Below are 22,170 nucleotides of genomic sequence, written 5' to 3' on the forward strand. Positions count from 1 at the left end.
CTACTGATAATCCCCTTCCAAACTTTCGTTCAACAGCAAGATGATTCGCTTAAGCTCATGCATATCCTTCTCCGTTATACGTTCCGCTATAATCTTAATAAGCTGCTCGTCATTGGCCCGGAAGGAGGAAATGTATTGCTTGCCTTGCTCCGTTATAGCAATATAAACAACTCTTCGATCCTGCTCGCCTCGATATCGGTCAATTAGACCGCGTTCATAGAGCTTGTCTCCCATTAGCGTTACTGCGCCTGCGGTGACACACAGCATCTCAGCTAAATCCGTCGATTTTATTGGACTCGTCCTGCTCAAATGCTGCATCATCCGAATTTGGCTTATGGAAAACGAATCATCAACGCCTTTATACCATTCGGCTTTTAGCTTCTTGTACGTGCTCTTCAATAAGGGCGATAGTGACAACCACTCTTCATAATTGCTCATTATTACACCTCACTTATTTATTTTAACACTCAAATGCCGTAACGAGGATTAAGTTTTGTTGACTATTTTGGCACAAAATATCTATAATGACCTTGGCAACGTTCTTGTTAGCCTTTCTATATTCCATCATCCGAGGTGATTGTAATGAGTATCGATAAATACGAAAATGTCGAAAAATTAATCGATATATTTCAACGCTTCGGCAAGGCCGACTGGCGCAAGAAGACGATTTTAGGTCTCAAAGCGAGCGAAATGCGGGTATTGCTCTGCGTTAAGCATGGTTCAGTCAATGGTTCCAGAGGGACAACCGTTAAATATATAAGCAAACGTCTTCAAGTAACCTCGCCAACCGTTACCCAAATGGTGAACAGCCTTATTGAAAGCGGCTACGTCTACCGTAAATCAGACAATAATGATCGACGGATTACCGAAATCATGCTTACCGAGAAGGGCGAGCTGCTCGCGGTTGAAGCCAAAAAACGATATCATGAAATGTTTATTGGTCTGATTGATCATCTCGGCAAGGAGCAAAGCGATCAATTAATCGGATTGCTGAATGACGTCTTCGAATATTTGGATCTAGTCAGACATCAGGAAAACTAGGGAAAATATACAAATGAGAAAAAAGGGATTTCGAATAGGCACGTTGGCCGACTCGAAATCCCCCCTCATGAGTCAGCTAATTCAAGTTATTGAATAGCTGGCTCTTTTTTTGTTAAATCTTTGGCTTTATCATCGGATGGTGCTGCTGCGGCCTTCATGTTATTCGATGTACGAAGAGGGATCTCCTTCAAGAAGAACACCGCAACGAGTGCAACGATAAGCAGTGACATCCCGAATAAAAAGACGACAGTTAGCGAATCGCTAAGAACATTACGAATAAAATCAATCGTCTGATTGAACAGATCGTGAACCTCTGTCGGAAGCGATTGTTGCAGCTCCTTCAGCTTCGGCTGATTAAGCAGCAATTGCGGGTTCATGAAGCTTCCCATTTCTTTCGCCACTTCAGGGTCGACTTTGGACAGATCCGGACCTTCGCCCGCAGCAAGGGCATCCTTCAGCTTACCTGCCATTGTCGAATTCATAACAGTGCCGAGCACTGCGATACCGATGGTGCCGCCCATGTTACGGAACAGCGTAGCCGTACCTGTAGCAACCCCGAGCTGGCTTGGTTCCACCGCGTTCTGAACCGTCAGCGTGAAGACCGGCATCGAGATGCCAAGGCCGATACCGAAGACGACCATTGCTCCGACAGCCATCCATACGTTCGTCATGTACGCCATCAGCAGCATGCCAACTACCATGAATGGCATACCGGCGATTGCAAAACGTTTGTATTTGCCGGATTTGGAAATCCAGCGGCCGGACAATGTACTAAGCACGATCATCGCAACCGACATCGGCATATTGATAAAGCCGGAAGTGGTCGGCGAATAGCCGAGAACGCCTTGCGTAAAGAACGGCAGGTACATCATAGCGCCCATCATCCCTGCGTTCATCAAGAAGCCGATGACGTTCGATACGGTTACGATACTGTTCTTGAACATTCCAAGCGGAAGGACTGGGCTTTTCGCTTTACGCTCAATAATCAGCAGAATAACGAGAAATACAGCTGCCAACGACATTAAGCCGATAATTTCGAACGAACCCCAATCGTATTTCGTTCCTGCCCATGAGAAACCAAGCAGTAAGGCAACGATCATTAGAGTCAAGAAGAGCGAGCCCCAATAGTCGATCGGTTCGGTTGTTTTCCGTACCGTCTTAGGGAACATTCTCATAATCATGACGAAAGCGACTAAACCAAGCGGAAGGAAGATCCAGAAGATCCATTCCCAGTCCATATGATCGACCATGAAACCGCCTAAAGTCGGGCCAATAACGCTGGAGAAGCCGAAGATGGCCATCATGATGCCGGTCCATTTTGCACGTTCGCGCGGTGCGAACAAGTCGCCGACTGCAGTTACGGTTGCGGACATTAGAATACCGCCGCCAAGACCTTGAATACCGCGGTAAGTAATCATTTGGAATATGGATGTAGACGTTCCTGATAAAAATGCCCCGATCATAAAGATGACGATACCGAATAACAGAAACGGTTTTCGTCCATAAATATCGGATAGCTTGCCGACCAGAACGGTTGCGATCGTAGAGGTAAGCATGTAAATCGTAATAACCCAAGAATAGTGCTCAATGCCGCCAAGCATCGCAATAATGCGCGGCATCGCCGTACTAACGATCGTTTGGTTAATCGCGGCGAAGAACATCGCGGCCATTAGCGCAATCATGATCGTAACTTTTTTCTTCTGTGATAATTGCTCCATGAAGTTTACTCTCCTTGCTTTTATAATTTAATATTACCCTTTAGCAGTAAAATTACTACCACTAAATAGTTAGGTTACCTACCTATCCATGTATCTTACAACAATTTTAGTACTAAGACAACTGGCATATTTCGAAAGTTTTTTGAACGAGCGTTGAACGAGATTCGTTTGGCTGCGCAAAAAAATAACCCCGCCAGGGCGGGGTTCAAAAATATAGCGTTTTATTAATAAAAGTTGTCTCACCACTTCATAGACGCGCAACAATGATTTCATCCACGATATCTGAAATGACTGAATCACTGTCAGAAGCTACGATCATAATGGACTGCTTTTTTCTCAAAACCTCCGCGCATGTTTCTAAGCGGACTCTTAATMTCTCTTTCCAATCATTATCCAAATAAGGAAAACAAAATATGCTTTTACCTTGTGCAAGGCCAATAGCAACCGTTGCATTCCATCTTTCATTGCTTACTTGGTGAAGCGGACGGTCCAATCTGGAAGACGATAGCTCCAGCTCTTCCACGACGCTCTGAACGGCTTCCTCGTTCATTTTAGGATCTTCTTCGAGCAATTGTCGCACAGTCGGATAATATTTTATGCCAAACCTATTTCTTCTATAAATGATGTCACCGACATAACAACTGCTCTGTTTAAGCTGTGCCTGGGTCAATAAGCTGCCATTATTGGCAAATATATATCCCGAATCTTGTTTCACCTGTCCCGCTAACAAATAAGAAAGTACCCAAGCCCCTGCTCCCGGTTTACTTACAACACCATAAACCTTAGACGAGCTGAGACGGTAATTAAAATGGGTTAATTGATCCCAATGCGCATCTACTCCAAAAATCCGCGGCTTGCACTGAACGTTAATATTTTTCAACTCAATACTTTCTACAAGCTTCATCGGCCTGCTGCCTCCAGCTCACATATTCCCTTCCATTCATTTTATTTCCTTTTTATACCTTTGAATATTGGTTTTTCCGAACTTGTAGAATAAGCTAAATTGGATATCTGCATTAACTTCGTTCGATAGAAAAGGTTTAGAAGGCTATCTTGGATATCAGCACTAACTTTGATCAAAACGAGCTAATTCCAAGCCATGGAGGATAAAGTTATTGCAATTGTCCATTATAGCTTCCCAATATGACCCAAACTGCAGAAAGTTACTGCCAGAATCCAACATAGGTTCGTGCGTCAATAAAGAACATGCAAAAAGCCGCCCCACCAGGGAGCGGCTTACGACTTACATAGCTATTAAATTGAAAATGAGGATATGATACCGCGTTTTAAACCTTTCGCATTTTTGATAATTGTCTCGTATTGCGATTTCGCTATTCTTCTGTCGGACATTGGAAGTTGAGGGTTCTTCACAATTTCGGCCAGCATCTTAAGCTGCTTCATCTCGTCCGGCGTTACTTTAGCTGTTGCTCTCGCCACGCGCGCCCTCCTCCTTTCCCTTATGATCCACTTCCAATTGCTCGATTACCGTATCGGCGATCTCCTTGCTTTGCTTCGCCTTCAAGTAAGACAATCCCGCATAGCCGGCCAGCAGGGAGCTGCTGACAACGGCATATATATTGTCCGTGTTGGCCATGRCCAGCGTGCTTTTCGCCACGATGCCCGTGCCGATGGCTATAAGCAGGTCACCAAGGAAGCCGAGGTCAAAAAATATATTTTTTTTGGCGCTGCCGCCATTGCGGTATCCAATCATAAAGAAGAGGAAGCGAAGCGGCCGCTGTACAGCGCGGATCAGCTTGCTGCTGGAGAAGTTAGCCCCTTCCTCGTCATATTCTATGACGAACTTCGGCAGTTCGACTATCCCATTTTTAACAAAATGTCCGATCAATCCCCCGATAAGACTCATCGCGATAGGAAGCCCGAACACGGCAAGGAAATCGTTCAAATTCCGAATGTCCTCCAGAACTACTCCTCCTCTCTCCCTTCCCCAAAACAACGTTGCCACGCTTGCCTTCAATTGCCGCTGCTTTACTCCATGTTATTTAGTTATAGCGGTTTGCGCGCCCGATTAGAACTAATTTTTCGCAGCGAAAGCGCACAAAAAAACCGTATCCCAGGCGGATACGGTTCGCTTCTCACTATAACTTCCCGCTACTTCTTCTGGATTGAATAACCGAGGGCGATAAGCGCCTTCAGCGTCTTTAACGCTGTAATACGATCGTATTCCTTCTCGCTCTCGGTCAGATCTGCATAAGGAATAAGGCTTGGATGCAGCTTGTTGACGTCGTCTCGCTGTGCGCCTAACGTCCAACCGTCCGACATGCGCTGCAGAGCCCACTCATCATGCGTATTCTCAGCCAGCTTCTCCGTCAGTTCCAATATGTCGTCGCCCAGCTCTACTCCGCTTGTATCAATCGGTTTCGGATTATATCCCATGAATTCTCTCAACCTCCAAAGCTCGCAAACTGCTATTCATATTTTCTCCATATTAATAGCCAGCCAACCGTTTGTCCAAATAATCTTCATCGATCTTTATGAGATCCCACGCCGTCACGATCCCAAGAACCCCCTCTTGCTCTCGTCCATTCTCGGTTACGAGTACCGCATCGATCTTGTTTCCGCTGTGATAACAGTCCTCGAACAACTCCTCCAGCTCGAACACGCTCGTCCTTCTGCTAACGAACCGACAATTCTGTTTTAGCTCATAGGGCATAATATGATCGAGCTTTACCCCATTCAGATCCAGCAACCCGTCAACGACGACAGCATGCATCCATTTCAAGATTCCGTCAGCGGTAATAAGCTTGCAAAATTTGAAATCCTTGTAAACCGGATATTGCGAATACGAAGTATCGCTTATCTCTGCGAGTACAAGGGAGAGCGGGTCGGTTGCATCGAAAGCGACGACGTTGCGCGATGCGATATTTATCGCTACCGGCGGATTGCAGAGCTGATCGCATATTTTCTCGATCTGTTGTACGATTTCCACATGCGGCTCGGCTATATAATAGTTAGGTTTTATTTTCTCATGAACAATGACGTTCCGAAGCCTCGCGAATGAGCGTAATGCGTCCGCATATTGGCGGATAATGGCATATCGAGGCTGAGCCCGGCCAACGAGCTCAACGAAACTKCCGTCCATGGCGCATAGCTGCTTCAGCTTCAGATGAATTTTATTGAAGGCTGCCTCGAATCGCTCTGATCGCTCACTCGCGGACGTCGATCCCTCTATGATTGTATTCGACACGCTGTCATTCACTCTCGCTCTCCTGCTAAATGCTTCTAAACGACTCCTATTTCAAGCCGATAGGCAATCTGACGTCTCTCTCCCGATTCACATAAATCCACGAGCCGTTCTCGTCAAGCAATTCCTGGCCGAGCTTATAGATGACTTCTCTGGCGGATGCTTCATTAGCCGATGAACCATCCTTCGGATTCAAATATTGCTCCGTCTTGTTGAGGCCGTAGGTGAAAAGCACATGCATCCGCGCATGCTCGCCCGACAGCGAGTTGTCCGACATTTGCGAATCGAAATCCGTTCTCACGATTCCGGCGGCTACTAGTACAGCTGCGGGGACCATTAGCCATGACGCCCATGTCTCCATCGCCAACGGGCTTTCGAACACATTCCATATGTAGACCAATGCGATCAGCACAACGCCGGATAGAAACAGCCAATCGGATTGCAGAGCGGCTCTCTTCCCCTCCCGCTTCTTCGTTTCCTTGGACCCATTGAAATAGCTGATCTGATCCTCGATCCACTTAACCTTCACCCATTCAAATTCCTTGATCCGATTGCTCGCCTTCTGTACCTTGATCAAATAATTTTGCGTCCGTATAACGCTGCATATCCATTCAATCTCGCTTCTCTGCTGCGTCAAGTAGACGTCCGATACATCCTGATCGACGCCTACCAAATACCAGAATAGCTGCACGCGAAGACCTTCGGATAAAGCGCGGTAATCCAGATACTTGCGATGATACTCCCGTTTCCTTCCTACTTTATACTTGTAGCCGGCCCAAGCCAACAATATGATGTACGCAATAACGATAATAGGCAGCTGGCTCATCAGCTCATAGGAAGCGACTAGCAGAACCCCCGTTATAAGAAGCATCTTGAATACTTTTTTGCGCATATTTTTTAATCTGACAGCCATTTTGTCGCTAGCGGCATACTTCAGCGCCAACGATTCCAATATCGGTGGGAGCACGCGACCTGCAGGACATAGATTGTCTATGGCTTCACGAACATCCGAATCGGGAGCCACTTTCAAATGAATGTCTTCGTTGAATGTTTCGATGTTCGTTAAGATGCGGTCGAATGTCATTTGCGCATCCTGAAAATTAGCCGGATAGATGGGAACAGRCTCGGCTATTTTATCGTTTACGCTGCCATTGGACTTGCGCGGCGTGCGGATATGAATGACGATCCCGCTCGTTACCGGATCGAGCAGCTTGTTCGCGCCAGCTATCTCCGACTCGATTCCGTAGCGCATATTACGAACCGAATAAGAGGTTCCCGCCTTCAGATCGTCTCTCTCGACGCCATCCCAGAGTGCTAGCAGCACATGGCAGTACTTCGTAATATGGTCCGACACCTGCCCGTAATAATCCTCCGGCTGCAGCGTCATTCCAGCGCTAATCGCAGGCTCGTCCAGCACGTATACATAGTCGGCCTTGTCCCGCAGCGAATAGTAGCTTGCGCGGGATTGCTCCTCCTGAAACAGCTCCAAATAGGACGCTTCTGCCATCGGAAGCGGAACATACAGCTTCACCGGCTGTCCGCTGTCCCGCAACTCGATGGCCGCTTCGGCTGCGATCTGATCGGCTCCGGCAGCCAGCGGCGATAGCATAATGATCGGCGTATGCGGATACTTCTCGAGGTATTGCCTCAGTTGTTCTCTTATGGTTGCCCTTAGCAACTGCTTATGCTCTTCGAACAAATCAATATGTCCGCTGACTCCGAACAATAGCGGTGTTAGCTCACTCGTATTCATTCTTCTTACTCCTATTCCATATGGGCATGTATTAGTACGTCATGCGTATGCAGCTTCTCCGGCCTTGGATTCATTGAGAACGATACGGGGATAATCTGCACGATATACTGCTCCTGGAGTTCGCTCAATTGTCCGTATTTGTTGAAGAGCCACTTATAAAATCTAGGCATCACTTGGTTATAAATGAATTCATCATTCGTACTTAGCACGTGCAGAGAATGAGGCTGTTTACTTCCTCGCATCGACCAATCCTCGAACAAATGGAACATAACCGCCTCTGTATCCGACTCAAGCGCAATGTATAGCAACGACCCGGTATCCTCCTTGTTAAGTTGGATCAGCCTGTCATCTTTTGAAACATCCAGTTCATAGCCTAACGCAGTCAAATTATCCTTTGTCTCCGCCAGCAAATACCGGTACTTAATTCCGTAAGGACTGCTTGCAAGCTGGTCGTATTCGGAGTCGGCTGGAATCAGCCTCCATCTCTCCGAATATATCGCTCTCCCCTTATCCGTCAATTGGAAGAGTAGATGCCTATATTCGCCCTTCGTATGCATAGATTGGTACTTGTTCACATGGATCAAAACAAGTCCTCGCTTCTCTAGCAGCTTGAGCTGCTTAAGCATAACATGCCACTCTACTTCTCCCGAATAAAGTTTCCGCCCTCTTGAATGTCCGGTTCTTCCAATCCGCTCCAGCAAAGCTTCTTCTTCCTCCGACAATGGTGAAGCGTCAGGCTCACCTTGGGCGGTAATGTTGACGGCCGCTGCAGCTGCTTTTTCTATCCCATTCATCCTCGCAAGCAGCTTCTGGCGGAACTGTTCGCCAGTACGCTGCTCGTTCTCCCACCTATTCTGTTCGGAGAGAAGCAAATATCTGTCGATAATAACAAGCGCATCCTCCTGCCGATGCAGCAGCTCCAGCACTTCCGCTTGCTTTAGGAGCGAGAATAATACGCCTTTCCCATTATCGAGCAGCGCGTTAATCCTTTCCTGCTCCTGCAAATTCGCAATCGCATGCTGCAGATAAGCCTTGACCGGCTCTTGCTTATAAAACTGGATATACACTTTGGACAAGTTGCCCAGCGCATATTGCATCTGGTTGCCATTCTCCATGCCGCACTCGCGCAAAATTTCGATCTGTTGTTGGAACGTACGAATCGATTCAGGGTAGTTTTTCAAATACTCATAGATTAGGCCTTTGCCTTTCAACGCTCGTTGAAGCCCCATAGTGTAGCCAATGCTGCGGCATATGCTTTCCTGCTTCTCGCGCTTCTCCAACGCCTCTTCGACGACGCCATCTTTGTTGCGCATGCCGCGGTATAGAATACTTGCCTGCATTCCATACGTATCCTGAAGCTCCTCGTACAGTTGCAACTCCTTGCAGATCGTCTCGCGGCTGCGAAGCATTTCGAGCGCTCGATTGCATCGATTATGCCGTATGAAGCGGCCGGAAGTTCTCGCAATCTCCACCTCGCTGTGGAAAAGAATCGCTGCATGAACGCCATAAGCTTGCTGCTCCAAGTAGTCGTTCTTCAACTGGCGGTTCATATGAATTTGATATTTCTCCGAATATCTTGCCTCATAATAATTGCCTTTCAGCCGCATAAGGTCCGAACGCATTAACGAGGTCTGCAATAAACCCCGGTGATGTCCAATTTCAGAACAAATCGCTTCTCTTCTATCGAGCAAGCGAAGCGCCGCGTCGATCCCTTCCTTATTGCCGATATAGATGATTTCAAACTGCAGCCACACTTGCTCGCCAAGACACTCCTGCAGCGCATCGCGATTGCCTGTCGCCAGGCAGAGCTGTTCCAGCTCCTTCAATTGCTCTGCAGCCTCATCCAATCGAAAGCGTATCCGGTTCATCTCCGCACGGCGAATTAAGTATTGTTTGCGCCCTTCGAAAGTTGCCAGTCGGCCAAGAAGCTCCCGCTGCTTCGATAGCAGCTCGTATGCTTCCTCCATGCGGCCTTGCGAACTAAGCACGCCGGCTTCGAGTCCAAGACAATTTTGCAAACCGTCAATGTAATCATTAGCTAAGCAAATTTCCTTTTGCAGGACAAGCTTCTCCCTACATGCTGGAAAATTACCGCGGTCTTGCAGAATGAGCGCTTGCTTGTACAAAATGTGCTGTAACGTTTTCAGTTCATTGCTTTCTCTATATCTATCTTCGGCATTCGAATATAACGCAAGAGATTCATCGGGATAACTGTCGGCGAGAAGCTCTGCAAGAAGCAATACAATCTCTTTGGCGTAATCCGCTTTGTTATACATGACATTGCTGTACATGTAGGGCAGCTTTACCTGTTCGATGCCGGCATTCTCCCAAGGAAGCGTCCTCTGCTCCAGCGTCGATAATACTTCCTTCACATAATAGGCGTCTTTGTTCCAGGCTGCGAGCAGGAAGTCCGTATCCTGATACTGATGTTTGAGAAGCTCCCACTCATTTGCTTGAATGTATTGCCAAGGCAGTTCGTCAATGAGACGGCCTTTATTTTCTAACCCGATCTCGCTTTGGAAGTAGTTTATAATTTGTCCTCGAGCATACGACACATCTTGCGATTGTCTGCCATACCGCCTCTGAACAGCGATCCGCATATACATATGATAGATGCGAAGCGGTCCGGAACGATGCGTCAAGTAAGGCTCTAGCGCAACCATGAACGTTGCCCATATCGTATCCGGAATTTTGTGTCCGATGCGGCTCCATATGTGCTTGAGCTCACTGTAAAGCAAGCCGGAACGCGAAGACCATAACAGCAGCAGCGTATTTTTTACGAAGCCCGGAACGATCCATTCGTCATACACACGCTCGAAACGACTCAATATTTGTTCATAGAGAACGTCAGGCGTCTCTGCTTGCAAATAATTAGCCAGTTCGTTCTGCAGCCTGCTTCGCGAATCTCCGATCAGTCTTATTTCTTCCAGAAGAGCCCGCAAAAACAACGGATTATTCGTTTGCACCGATTCAACAATCGCTTTATGCTCCCGCGGTTCAAGCGATTTGCCGTGCATTACGGTCAGCACTTGATTAATGATCTGTTCCTTCTGTTCTCGATTGAGCGGCCCGATCTCGAGAGACTTCCATTTGTCGTGCTTCGGCGCGCAATTGGTTGTACTGGAAACGACGATCAGAACGTTGTTCGGCACTTCAAGCGGCAGCCAGCTGAAAAACTCCTCGTCTGCTGCATCTTCGAATTGGTTAATCGCGTCGATCACAATCAGCAGCTTCTCCGTCGCCGGGACGGAATTTAGGCATCTTAAGAATGCATCTCTAACGAGATCAGCTTGAATGGGATTGTCGATGCGCAGCGCAAATAAACCGTTCATCTCGGCGATCAGCCTCTTCACCGTGCCGAGCGCGGTCATACTGTTCCTCGTGAGACCGACGAAATGAGCAATGCCTTGAAGCGAGCTCTTGCCTTCCGCCTGCTCCTCGAGCTTCTCATGCATCCAGTTGCTAAGCAGCGCAGACTTGCCCAGCCCCGACATGCCGTGCACCACGATAGACTTGCCTTCTGCTAGCACAAGGCGATCAAGCTCCTCGAAATAATGCGAGTTTTTGATAAACGTTTCGTTTACGAGATTCAAGGCATTCACCTCATGCTCGTACCGTTCACGTTCTACATCGTCTGCTCGCTTCTCCTCGGGAAACAAACTATTAATAAGATGGATGAAATCACGTTTCACCYATTGTCCAAGCTCCTGTCTGTCTCGGAAGCCGTCTCTGCAAGTAACGCCGCTGGCCTTAATATCTTGTTTAAGCTGCGCAAGCTTGCTCTGCCGATCCAGCATCAGCTCTTTCGCTCGCGCTTCGTCTAGGTCGCGCACTTCATCTCCCCGCACTTGCTCTACGTATTTATAAAGTTCATCTTCGGCAACCGTCTCCAGGAACGCAGGATCGCGGAAGTAGAAGAAGCCGTTGCTGAGCACGGAAGGTTGCGAGAGCGCATGGCGAATCTCAATCTCCGTTATCGAACGGTCCATATAAGGCGCCAGCTCCGGATATTGATGAACAATATGTTCCGGATACGAATGCGACGAGCCGTACCTCTCTCCGAGTATACCGACGAAGAACGGAATGCAGCTGTCAATCTCACTTAAACAGATGGGCAGCACTTCCTTAGCGTGGATCTTCTCCTCTTGGATGCCCCATCGCAGGTCTACTTCGCTCCACACGACACCGCGCTTTGCGCATATACTCCTTAATTCGGGAAAAATATTCGTGACCAGCTCGTCACGCTCCGCATCCATATCGAGAAACGGCGACGATAAGAACAGTCTGATGCCTCTTTTTGCACCTTGCACTTGCTTCCGTGCAGCCGTCATATTAGTGCGCTCCTTTGGGAATCCGTGTCAGCTCGTTGACGTATATCTCTCTAGTGAAGTTCGTATATTGCTGTTCTTTGCGCTTCTTCATCACATTGACGTTATAGAAACGTTTGTGCAGATGCCCTCTTATTTGCACAAACTCGCCAACGATCAGATCCGCGTTCCGTTTAGCTATCTCTCCCCAGCAAGTCAAATGCAAATAACTTTTGAAGCCATGTGCATTTACGGTTATACCAAGGTTCAAATATGGAATTTTCCGCGCCCCGTGTTCTGGAAAGTATGAAATCACTTTATTGATATGTCCTTGAATATGGACTTGATTGACCCCTTTTTGCACTCTGTTATCATCCGCTTTCACGGGCTGCATAGCAGTCACCATAACCTGACAAGCGGTATGCGGTGATTTCTTCGTAACCGTCAAATGCTCGTTAACTTCGTATAAGTATTCGGCATCCTCACCGCGAAGCTTATTCCCTTGTGACTGAAATAACGTATCATGAGGCATAAAAGGGATGAGTCCGCGATTTACGAGCTTATCCCAATCGATGATTTCCCCTTTGCCGGACACAGGAACTCTCGTAGTCGGATATTCTCGAAACAAATTATAATAATGCTCTACTGCACTTTGATATAGCTTATCTACGTTATAACCCTTTCTATCATAAACACTGCTTATCACCGCGCCTTCCAGCCGTACCGAATCCCCTGCCTTATATGGAACATCCTTTCGGTCGAACCATACAAGATCGAGCTCATCAACGGCTCCGTTAGGCCGTTTTGCCTCCATCTTCATGCTATGTATTAAACGTTTGCCCGTCTGCATGGGCTGCCCAGGGACGTAGGTAAGTACGCCTACAAGCTCAATCCGATTAAAGTAAAGATTAGTGTTCGTATTCATCCGACTCTTCGACTCTCCCCCGCAATCCTTCATTTATATAGTATACGAAATAGAGCGTTACACTACGGTTACAGCATCTACGATCAGAAAACGGCTGCCATAGATGATGCTAAAGCATCACCCAGGCAGCCGTTGCGGCTTACTATATTAGATTAATCTCCAACCGGGAACCAGTTCGTCGGTCTTACGATCATCTCCCATAACGGGGTTGGCACGGTCAGATCCGCTTGCCCGCTTCTCGACAGCTTCGTTCTAATCTGCTCCTCTTGTCCGCTCTCCACTTTTTCCACCCATTCAGGCTCCATAATGAGCTCCCGCCCAATCGCGACAAGCGGTACGACTTCAAGCGTACGAAGCGCTTCGTCAGGCGTGCGAATCGAGCCTACCCCGATAATCGGTACGAGATGCCCTACGCGCTCTTGAATCCACTCGAGACGAGATTTGATAGGCTCAGCTCCGCGTTTTGGCAAAGAATCCGCCTCCATGAGCGATATATGCAGGTAGTCTAGATCCTTCCTTGCCAATTCATCCACAAGCCTAAATGTATGCTCCATCGTAATGCCCGGAGTCGTCGCTTCCTCAGGGGAGAACCGATATCCAACGAGGAACGGTTCCTTCGCATGCTGCGCTGCAACTCGTTTCACTTCATCAACAACCGCTAACGGGAAGACGAGGCGTCTGTCGATATCGCCGCCATAACGGTCATCCCTCGTATTCGATTGCTCGGAGAAAAACTGCTGCAGCAAATATCCGTTAGCGCCATGAATCTCCACGCCGTCGAACCCAGCTTCAATAGCCCGTCTTGTCGTTGCGCCGAAATCGCGCACAATCGACTCGATCTCTGACTCCGTTAACGCTCTTGGCACAACGCCGTCATTTTGTTCGGAAGCAACGGCGCTTGCGCCGACGACATCGCCGCCAGGCACTAACGCTGCCGGGCACAATCTGCCTCCATGATAAATTTGAAGCACTGCTTTAGCGCCCTTTTCCTTAATGGAGGCCGCTACGCGGCTCATGCTTGGAATCATTTCATCGCGATCGCCCGCGAATTGACCGGGAAAGCCTTTGCCATTCGGAGATACGTAGATGCAGGCCGTTACAACCATCCCCACGCCGCCCGCTCTGCGTTCATAATAATGAAGCTCATCCTCAGATACCGTTCCGTCCTCAAGGGAAGAAAAGTTAGTCATTGGAGCCATTACGATTTTATTTTTTATCTGAACACCGCTTTTGAACGTAAAGCTTTCGAACAGTGGTTTGTATTGTTCCTTCATTTCAACACTCCTCATTGTATATACTTCATATATAGCTTCAGCTCAAACTGTAACTATTTTGTATACTGTACTATATTATGATACAGTTAGACTGTCAAGCGTTAAATCTCACTTGAAAAAATAAGCAATTACCCGCTTGACAGTTCTAACTGTATATTATATTATTACAGTAACAACATTGATTACAGTTAAACACATTTGAATAGGGGCGGTGGAAAAGATGAGATTTGAAACAAGCGATTGGGTACAAGGAAGAACGAGCAACGGAGAATTAATTCAAGGATTTATCGAGCATATCGATTCTCTTGAAGGAATCGTCACCGTGCAGGTTATTAAATCGGACAATGAAGATTCAGTAGGCAAACCTACCGCCGTTCGCGAGCATTGGATCAAAAAAATTCCCGAAGACGCACCACTGAATGCACAGCAATTGTTAAGCATGATCGATCTTGCTTTGGCGACTAGAGATGAAGCTTGGTTCATAGAGCTGACCGATCAACTGCAGGCCGTGAAGCTGCTGGACAACTACGATAGCCGCAACAAGAACAATGCTAAGCATTCCCGACTAACGTCGTTTATATAAGAGTGAGAGGCAAGCCGGCTTAAACGCCGGCTTGTCTTTTTGTTTGCCATTTTTTTCATATGCATGCAGACGATTTGTATCGCTCCGCGACATTGATTACAATGATAGGTACAGCCATTCAATAATGGAGGGATGCATGATGCACAGAAAGTCATTCCATCTTCTTGTACTGCTAATGATTTGCTTAATCGTTGCGGGCTGCGGCTCGAACCAGGCCAACAATACGAATGTGCCAAACGAAACCCCGCCTATCCAATCTACCGAACCCGAACCAACTGCTACAACCGCCGCTCAGACCGATCCGCCGCCTGCCGAAACAGCAAAACCCGTTATCGATCCTATACAGGAGCAGATTGATGAAATGACCCTTAATGAGAAGATCGGCCAAATGATCATTATCGGATTAGAAGGTACGAAAGCCGATAAGGAAGCCATTAAAATGATTAAAGAGAATAAGATTGGCGGTTTTATTTTGTTCAAAGACAACATGAGCAGCGCTGACCAGATCATCTCCCTGCTGAATGCGCTTAAGTCCGAGAACGAATCGAACAAAGTCCCGTTATGGCTGAGCGTCGATCAGGAAGGCGGCAAAGTGAATCGCCTGCCGAAATCCTTTGTTGCCATCCCTACCGCGAAGTCCATCGGCGCAGCGGATAACGACAGCTATACGCAAGCCGTTAGCCAGGCAACCGGTCTAGCGCTTAAGTCGCTTGGCTTCAATATGGACTTCGCCCCCGTTCTCGATATTAACAGCAACCCGAACAATCCCGTTATCGGAAGCCGATCCTTTGGCTCGAATGCAGACTCGGTCATACGTCATGGTATCGGCACGATGGAAGGACTGCGGTCGAATCAAATAGCGGCGGTCGTGAAGCATTTTCCCGGGCATGGAGATACATCGGTCGACTCTCATCTAGAGCTGCCTGTAGTCGGCAAGAGCTTATCCGAGCTGGAACAGTTTGAACTGCTTCCCTTCAAGGAGGCGATCGCTCATGATGCCGACGCGGTAATGGTTGCGCACCTGCTCATTCCGTCCATAGATGATACTAATCCAGCATCCTTGTCCAAAGAGATCATCACCGATTTGCTGCGTGACGAGCTCGGATACGATGGTGTCGTTATGACTGATGATATGACGATGGGCGGTATTATTAACCATCATGATATTGGTGAAGCGGCCGTTCGTTCCATCCAGGCTGGCACCGATATCGTATTAGTGGGGCATGACAACGTAATGCAGAACAAAGTGTATAATGCGCTTAAGGCAAGCGCTGCCTCAGGCGAACTAAGCAAAGAAAAGATCGATGAGCATGTCCATCGGATATTGGCGCTGAAAGCCAAGTATGCGCTAAGCGATAACGATGGCCCAATAAGCAACATCGACATGGATACGATTAACGAGCGATTCAACGATGCTCTGAGCTTCAACAAGAAGTAAACCCGATCCGCGCAACATAACAAAGGGGCGTTCGCCTTCGAACGCCCCTCAGCTATGCCGCTTATTACAATCGTTGCTTCACAACGGTTTTCGCATAATACTCTTTTAATATGTGCTCCGCTTGTTTCCCGTATATACCAAATCCCCGATTTGATGCAGCATCCTCAGCAGCGTACAGCTTCGCGCTCCAGTCCCACCAGAAAAATCCGGCGAACCACGGCTCGTCCCAAAACGCYTGTAGCGTAGATTGATAGAAGTTAGCCTGCTCGCTTTCGCTCGCCGGAAGCTCCTTATGCGTGAAGTCCCACGGCATCGTCGCGCAGCCAAGCGCGCTTCGGCAGCCAATCTCCATGAATACGACTGGCTTATTGAATCTCGCCGACAAGGCGGCAAGCCCCGGCTTATACCGCTCCCAATTGGTTGCCATCGACTGCGCGCTGTCTCCCGGCTTCACGCCAACCGGATAATATGCGCTAGTACCGATATAGTCTACCGCATCGAACCAATCAACACCCTCCTCCTTGCCGTGATTCGCGTTATAAATAATCGGTCCGCTATAGATGGTGCGGAGCTTGGCAATAAGTGTGCGCCACTGTGCAGAGCGCGATTCCGTCTTCACCATCTCGCACCCGATACATAACATTTCGCAGTCCAGCTCTTCAGCCAGCTCCGCATAATGGCACAAGAAATTCGAATAGGATTCGAACCATTTCTCCCAATACGGTGAAGCATCGTTATCGTTCGGGAAGCCGATATGCGCACGCCATATGCCGTCACGTGAATTGACGACCGGCTTCAGACATACTCGAAGCCCAAGACTCTTCGCTTGCTTCACCGCAAACTCAATGTCTCTATCGGTTACCGTATAGCCGTAATCAAAATAAATTTGAGTAGCATGTATCGTATCCTGGTATGTCCAGAATGATAAAGCAATCCACTCGCTACCTGTCTCTCTCAGCTTGCGCATAGAATCGATGGCGTATGGCTGACGATACTCTCCGTGCTTTGAGCCCCATCCATAAGTCATCCCTTTGAAGAAAGGTGCGGTTGTCATCGATAGCTCCTCCTTATGCTGCATGTCGTATGTGCAATCCCTCTCATACTAATCCGCAGAGCAACGTCAGTAAATGGAACTATGCGGACTAAATATGGAATTATGCTTGATCGAGCGCTGAGCATAAGAATGCAAAAAGAAGCAAACTGCGCGGAGCAGTCTGCTTCTTCCATTTGCTTTATTATTTCGATGCGACTTTCGCGGTCAATTGACCATCAGCAGACTTGGCAGTTGCTTTGTCCACCGGTGTTGCACGATTTAACTTGCCGACGAACAAGCTTAGCGGCAATGCAACGATGGCAATAATCGTTGCCACTACATACACGTCATTCACGCTCATCGTGAACGACATCATTTCAATATGCAGCGGATCGGTGTCGCCTGCCTTCACGAAATCCGTAGCATGGCCGATCGACCTTGACGTTAACATCGTCGTGAAGATCGCAATCGCGAACGAACCGAATACGTTCCGCGTCCAGTTCGTAATCGCTGATGCGTGTCCGGACAGCTCCGCCGGAATTTGCTCCATCGCCGCGTTGCTCGACGGCATTACGACGAAGGCGATGCCGAGATTTCGAACGACCATCCACCAGATGACGTAGGAATGGGATACATCTACGCTAAGCCAGCTAAGTGCAAGCGTACCGACCGACAAGAGCACGATGCCGATCGACATCAACCAGCGCGGACCGATAATGCCGTACAGCTTGCCGACAACGGGCATCAACAGCGCCATAGCCAGAGAAGCCGGGAGAAGTATCATCCCCGTGTCCATGGCTGATACATGCTGGATGCGTTGCAGGAATATTGGGGTAAGCAGCGTACCCGAATATAAGCTGATTGTAATAATGTTCGCGATAATCGCATTCAATGTAAATCGTCCGTTCGCGAACACGCGCAAATTCAGAAGCGGCGTCTCCGCGGTCAATTCACGCCATATGAACAAGATCAGTGAAATACCGCCAACTACGAACAAGCCAATAACCTTGATCGAGCTCCATCCCCAGCCATGTCCTTGCCCTAACGCTAACAGCAAGGATGAGCTGCTTATGATAACAGTAATGAATCCGATACCGTCGAACGCCTTTGGCACATTCATACGGTAATAAGGAATATAGGCATATACAAAGCCGATCGCAATAAGTCCAATCGGAATGTTCATTAGGAATAGCCAATKCCAATTGAAGTTCTCAAGCACCCAACCGCTGATCGTTGGTCCGAAGGCTGGAGCGAGCATCGCGGACAAGCCCCAGAAGGCTACAGCCATCGCTTGTCTTTCCTTCGGAATAATTTGATAAATAATAGACATCGTAGCCGGAATGATCAAGCCGCTGAACGCGCCTTGCATAACGCGGAACGCGATAAGCGATCCCTCGCTCCAAGCTGCCGCGCACAATACGGACGCAAGCGTGAAGCCAATTAAGGAGTACAAGTATAAGCGTCTATAGCTCAGCTTCTCCCCTAAGTAGCCGGCGATAGGCGCTGTCGTACCCATTGCAAGCATGAAGCCGGTTAGCGTCCACTGCACCGAGCCTAAGGTCGTATGGAAATGATCCTTGAGCGGCTCCAATGCAAGGTTAATACTTGCTGATGCAAGCACGCACAGAAAGGATCCGATAAAGATCGCAAGCATTACCGGCCAGAATCGTACATGGTTAAGATCGTTCTGTTTCATATTGTTCTCTTCACACCTTTTTCTCTATAATGACTTTTCGTTCTTTATAACGATAAAATGTATGCTACTCCAAAATACTTTAGTTGTAAAGTAATTTTCTTTTTTACCAAAAAAAAAGAAGCTGCCTAGGATCCTTTTTCCCAGGCAGCTTCCGCTATATAGCTTTACATTAGGCTAAGCTTCACGTAGAGCCCCTTTCTCTAAATAAAGCACACGATCGCAATAAGACAAAACGCGTTCATCATGAGTTACCATTACTGCAGCGCGGCCTTCGGCCCGCACCTCTTCCGCCAGCATCTTGACGACAGCTGCTCCTCGCTCAGCATCGAGACTCGCCGTCGGCTCGTCGGCGAACAGCACGTCGGGCTTGTTCATTAGCGCTCTTGCAATAGCGACTCGCTGCTTTTCCCCACCTGACAGACGGCTTGGATAGAATCGGCTTCTATGCGACAGTCCCAGCCGCTCTAGTAGTGACTTGGCACGTATGCGCGCTTCCTCTTTCCTTAGGCCAGCCAGCTTGGCAATCAGCAGTAATTGCTCTTCAACCTTCAAGTAGGGGATGAGGTTGGCGCTTTGAAAGACGAAGCCGATCTTGCGGAGCCTTAAATCGGCAAGCTGCTTCGCCTTCAAACCCGAGACTTCTTCGCCGCCAATGAATACTTCCCCGCTCGTTGGCGTAAGCAACGCGCCGGCGATAGACAGAAACGTGCTTTTTCCGGAACCCGAAGGTCCCATTACCGCGATCAATTCGTTTTCCTTCACTTGGAGCGACAGCTTGCTCAGTACGGTAAGCGTTGTACCGCCGTCTTGAAACGTACGGCTTACATCATCCAATTGCAGCTTAATGGCCATTATGTCGTCCTCCCGATAGCTTCTAAAGCGTCTGTCTTGGCAACCTGATACACCGACAGCAATGAACCGGCTAGCGACATGGCGACGAATGAACCGCACACGAACGCCAATGTTCCGCTCTCCAGTTGGAAAGGCAGCGAGTTAGGAAGAACGGCTTCAGCTGCCCATATAAGAAGCAAACTAACCGTCAAACTGCCTACCGAAAGCACCAGCACTTGTCCGACGACACCGGCTACAAGATATTCCGTTTTCGTTCCAATCGCCTTCAGTACGCCGAATTGGCCAGATTTCTGAATCGTGACGACATAGAAAAATACCGCCAGTACAAAAGCCGAAATAACGAACAAAAATACGATCATCATCATTAAAGAGCCCTGTTCTTCCTTATAACCCGGTATTGCCGACACGGCTTCGCCCTTCGAAATCACTTCGACTCCCTCTACTATCGTACGTAACTGGTCAGCCTCATCCTCCGATGCTAGTACGGCAAAAGCGTTGTATTGACCGATGTCGGTACGAGCATCTCTCCCGAGTGCCATCTTGGCCTGCAGCTTGCTCCATTCCAGCGGATTCAGGAACACGACCGGCGTATGGCTGAACGACTGATCGTCGGTATAACCGCTTATTGTCCAGCTTGTACCGCTTGCGTGATCCACAACAACCTTACCAATCGTATAACCCTCCTTCGCTAGCTTGCGATCGACGACAATCGCCCCTTCAATATCCCCCGTCAACGTTTTGCCTTGGGTGACGACGGGGGCGATCCAGCTATCGGGATCAATAGCTATTAACGCGACGTCCGCTTTTCCTTGCCCGTTTTCTTGCGACAATGTTGTCATTTTCAAGTTAAAGGCTGACACGCGTTCCTTCCCCAATACGGCTTCGGCAGCCCCCAGCTGGTGAGCACTAAGTTCCGATCGCATCAATCGATGATCGGCATCATCCTGCAGGATCATATAATCCGCTTCCATATTCTCGATAACCGAACCGTTCGCATAGGCCAGCCCTCGCGCAAGCCCCGTTACGAACAGCACCAGAAAAGAAACGAGCAGCATAATCGTAATGATTAAAGCATATCTCGTCTTGGCGTGACGCATTTCTCTAAGAGCTAGATACATGGCTTTCTCCTCCCTTCGAATAGCTCCAAGTTTAGGAACGCAACATGAACGGAGTGTGAATAACAGATGACAAACGATTACAATGAAGCATAAGAAGAAACGCCTAACGGCTTCTTTTCTATAGACGCCAACGTTTCGTCGAAACGGATAGAGAAAGTATGTGCAATATCATATACTTTCCTATACGTCAAAAAAAAGCCTAACCATCACTCAATCGAAGTGAGATTAGACTTTAGTCGGTTCGCGCGGTTCCGCTAAGTAATACTGTTCACGAGCTTCAAAACCGTATCTCTCGTTAGCTTGTTGCCGCCGGAGGCAATGAGATTAACTGTTGCATGAGCTAAAGTGAGCGGTATTTTGCAAAAATCGAGTGCCGGTCCGCCCTTCAACTCCACGATGTAAGCATCGGCAAGCTTCAGATTGCGGCGAGTGTACGTTATCATTTCTTCAGAGCCCCAGCCGTTAGGGAAAAAGTCTACCCCTCGTTCCAAGTCTTCCTTGCGATTACGCAAAATGTTAACCGCCTGCAAACCTCTGCCGAATGCAACCGCTTTTGCGAAGTCGCTCTTCGTACCGTCGAACCACAGCCAGATTTCGGAGAGCATTTCGCCAACCATGCCGGCAACGCTGTACGTATAACGATCAAGATCCTCTTCCGTATCGATATTCCAGCTCGTATGCACCCAATCGGCCATCTGCTTGGACATTTTGGAAATATAGCGATACACAACCGGCGCAACCGTCGGAGGGCATAACAACGCCCAATCATGAAGCATCATCGTTACTTCAGGCAGCACTTTGCTGTGCGGAGCAAGCACTTCCTGCGTCTTCTTAACGACATCCTCGGATTGAAACGCCTCGTGGATCGCTAACAGCAGCTCCACCTTCAGATCATCGGGGAGAGTCTCGTGGTCCTCAATCTCATCGATCGCTCTCATACACAAATAAGCAGAACTAACAGCTTCTTTCAAGCCTGCTTTCAAACGGTTAATGGGAATAAAAAAAGTACGGCTTGTCTTTTTCAACATCTTCATTGCGGCGTTCAGGGTTACTACTCCTTCCACAAAGCAGCTTTTCTTTTTGCTTGATTAATCACTTATTTTTATGATAGCATATTTCATTCTAGTTTCAACGTCATTCTGAAATAATATACTCCATTGCCATCAAAGAATGGCAAATTGGCATCGTTTGACTCGGAATGTCGGGATAGCGGAAGCGTGAACGGGCAAC

Annotated in this window: 19 protein-coding genes; 3 read left to right on the plus strand and 16 right to left on the minus strand. The window is 48.1% G+C overall.

The annotated features are described in order from the left end of the window. On the minus strand, positions 1-438 hold the full coding sequence (locus AB4Z33_RS07245) for a MarR family winged helix-turn-helix transcriptional regulator (protein WP_442049282.1): 438 nt from the start codon (positions 436-438) through the stop codon (positions 1-3). A gap of 144 nt (positions 439-582) precedes the next feature. Here AB4Z33_RS07245 and AB4Z33_RS07250 point away from each other — a divergent pair, with 144 nt between their 5' ends. Next, entirely contained in the window at positions 583-1,041 is a 459-nt protein-coding gene (locus AB4Z33_RS07250; RefSeq protein WP_442049283.1) for a MarR family winged helix-turn-helix transcriptional regulator, read from the plus strand. Between the two features lie 86 nt (positions 1,042-1,127). On the opposite strand, the gene AB4Z33_RS07255 is transcribed toward AB4Z33_RS07250, so the two are convergent. The 10 genes from AB4Z33_RS07255 to AB4Z33_RS07300 all read right to left on the minus strand — a co-directional run bounded on the left by AB4Z33_RS07255 (position 1,128) and on the right by AB4Z33_RS07300 (position 14,220). Next, positions 1,128-2,759, minus strand: a complete 1,632-nt coding sequence (locus AB4Z33_RS07255; protein WP_442049284.1) for an MDR family MFS transporter — start codon at positions 2,757-2,759, stop codon at positions 1,128-1,130. Positions 2,760-3,006: 247 nt separating this feature from the next. Then, positions 3,007-3,663, minus strand: coding sequence for a hypothetical protein (locus AB4Z33_RS07260; protein WP_442049285.1), 657 nt, complete (start codon positions 3,661-3,663; stop codon positions 3,007-3,009). Positions 3,664-4,013: 350 nt separating this feature from the next. Continuing rightward, positions 4,014-4,196: a hypothetical protein gene (locus tag AB4Z33_RS07265; protein WP_337099311.1), complete on the minus strand. Its 183-nt coding sequence runs from the start codon at positions 4,194-4,196 to the stop codon at positions 4,014-4,016. Next, positions 4,177-4,722, minus strand: a complete 546-nt coding sequence (locus AB4Z33_RS07270) for a hypothetical protein (RefSeq protein ID WP_442049286.1) — start codon at positions 4,720-4,722, stop codon at positions 4,177-4,179. Before AB4Z33_RS07270 ends, AB4Z33_RS07265 begins: the two co-directional genes overlap by 20 nt. 146 nt (positions 4,723-4,868) lie before the next feature. Beyond that, a complete protein-coding gene (locus tag AB4Z33_RS07275; RefSeq protein WP_442049287.1) occupies positions 4,869-5,153 on the minus strand; it encodes a RyR domain-containing protein in 285 nt (94 codons plus the stop codon). A 52-nt stretch (positions 5,154-5,205) separates the two neighbouring features. Next, entirely contained in the window at positions 5,206-5,976 is a 771-nt protein-coding gene (locus tag AB4Z33_RS07280) for a CBS domain-containing protein (protein WP_442049288.1), read from the minus strand. Between the two features lie 34 nt (positions 5,977-6,010). Further along, positions 6,011-7,714, minus strand: a complete 1,704-nt coding sequence (locus AB4Z33_RS07285) for a hypothetical protein (RefSeq protein ID WP_442049289.1) — start codon at positions 7,712-7,714, stop codon at positions 6,011-6,013. A gap of 11 nt (positions 7,715-7,725) precedes the next feature. Continuing rightward, positions 7,726-12,045 (minus strand): DUF4062 domain-containing protein, encoded by a 4,320-nt coding sequence (locus AB4Z33_RS07290; protein ID WP_442049290.1) that lies wholly within the window; start codon positions 12,043-12,045, stop codon positions 7,726-7,728. A gap of 1 nt (position 12,046) precedes the next feature. After that, on the minus strand, positions 12,047-12,946 hold the full coding sequence (locus tag AB4Z33_RS07295; RefSeq protein ID WP_442049291.1) for a hypothetical protein: 900 nt from the start codon (positions 12,944-12,946) through the stop codon (positions 12,047-12,049). A gap of 152 nt (positions 12,947-13,098) precedes the next feature. Then, on the minus strand, positions 13,099-14,220 hold the full coding sequence (locus AB4Z33_RS07300; RefSeq protein ID WP_442049292.1) for an NADH-dependent flavin oxidoreductase: 1,122 nt from the start codon (positions 14,218-14,220) through the stop codon (positions 13,099-13,101). 220 nt (positions 14,221-14,440) lie between these two features. Between AB4Z33_RS07300 and AB4Z33_RS07305 the strand changes: the two genes are divergently transcribed. After that, the gene (locus AB4Z33_RS07305) at positions 14,441-14,803 is read left to right on the plus strand and encodes an IDEAL domain-containing protein (protein WP_442049293.1); all 363 of its coding nucleotides are present in this window, start codon (positions 14,441-14,443) and stop codon (positions 14,801-14,803) included. Between the two features lie 136 nt (positions 14,804-14,939). Next, complete coding sequence (gene nagZ, locus AB4Z33_RS07310; protein ID WP_442049294.1) at positions 14,940-16,241, plus strand: beta-N-acetylhexosaminidase; 1,302 nt, start codon at positions 14,940-14,942, stop codon at positions 16,239-16,241. 64 nt (positions 16,242-16,305) lie between these two features. On the opposite strand, the gene AB4Z33_RS07315 is transcribed toward nagZ, so the two are convergent. The 5 genes from AB4Z33_RS07315 to AB4Z33_RS07335 form a co-directional block, all read right to left on the minus strand. Further along, entirely contained in the window at positions 16,306-17,295 is a 990-nt protein-coding gene (locus AB4Z33_RS07315; RefSeq protein WP_442049295.1) for a glycoside hydrolase family 113, read from the minus strand. Positions 17,296-17,476: 181 nt separating this feature from the next. Beyond that, positions 17,477-18,970 carry a DHA2 family efflux MFS transporter permease subunit gene (locus tag AB4Z33_RS07320; protein WP_442049296.1) on the minus strand — a complete coding sequence of 498 codons (1,494 nt, stop codon included), beginning with the start codon at positions 18,968-18,970 and terminating at the stop codon, positions 17,477-17,479. 174 nt (positions 18,971-19,144) lie between these two features. Continuing rightward, positions 19,145-19,822, minus strand: a complete 678-nt coding sequence (locus AB4Z33_RS07325) for an ABC transporter ATP-binding protein (protein ID WP_442049297.1) — start codon at positions 19,820-19,822, stop codon at positions 19,145-19,147. Further along, positions 19,822-20,940 (minus strand): ABC transporter permease, encoded by a 1,119-nt coding sequence (locus tag AB4Z33_RS07330; RefSeq protein ID WP_442049298.1) that lies wholly within the window; start codon positions 20,938-20,940, stop codon positions 19,822-19,824. The genes AB4Z33_RS07325 and AB4Z33_RS07330 overlap by 1 nt, the downstream gene beginning before the upstream one ends. Before the next feature lie 254 nt (positions 20,941-21,194). After that, on the minus strand, positions 21,195-21,974 hold the full coding sequence (locus AB4Z33_RS07335) for a phytoene/squalene synthase family protein (protein ID WP_337099300.1): 780 nt from the start codon (positions 21,972-21,974) through the stop codon (positions 21,195-21,197). Positions 21,975-22,170: the final 196 nt, after the last annotated feature.

The organism is Paenibacillus sp. 2TAB19, assembly GCF_052115185.1.
In the GTDB taxonomy this organism is placed as follows: Bacteria; Bacillota; Bacilli; order Paenibacillales; family Paenibacillaceae; genus Pristimantibacillus.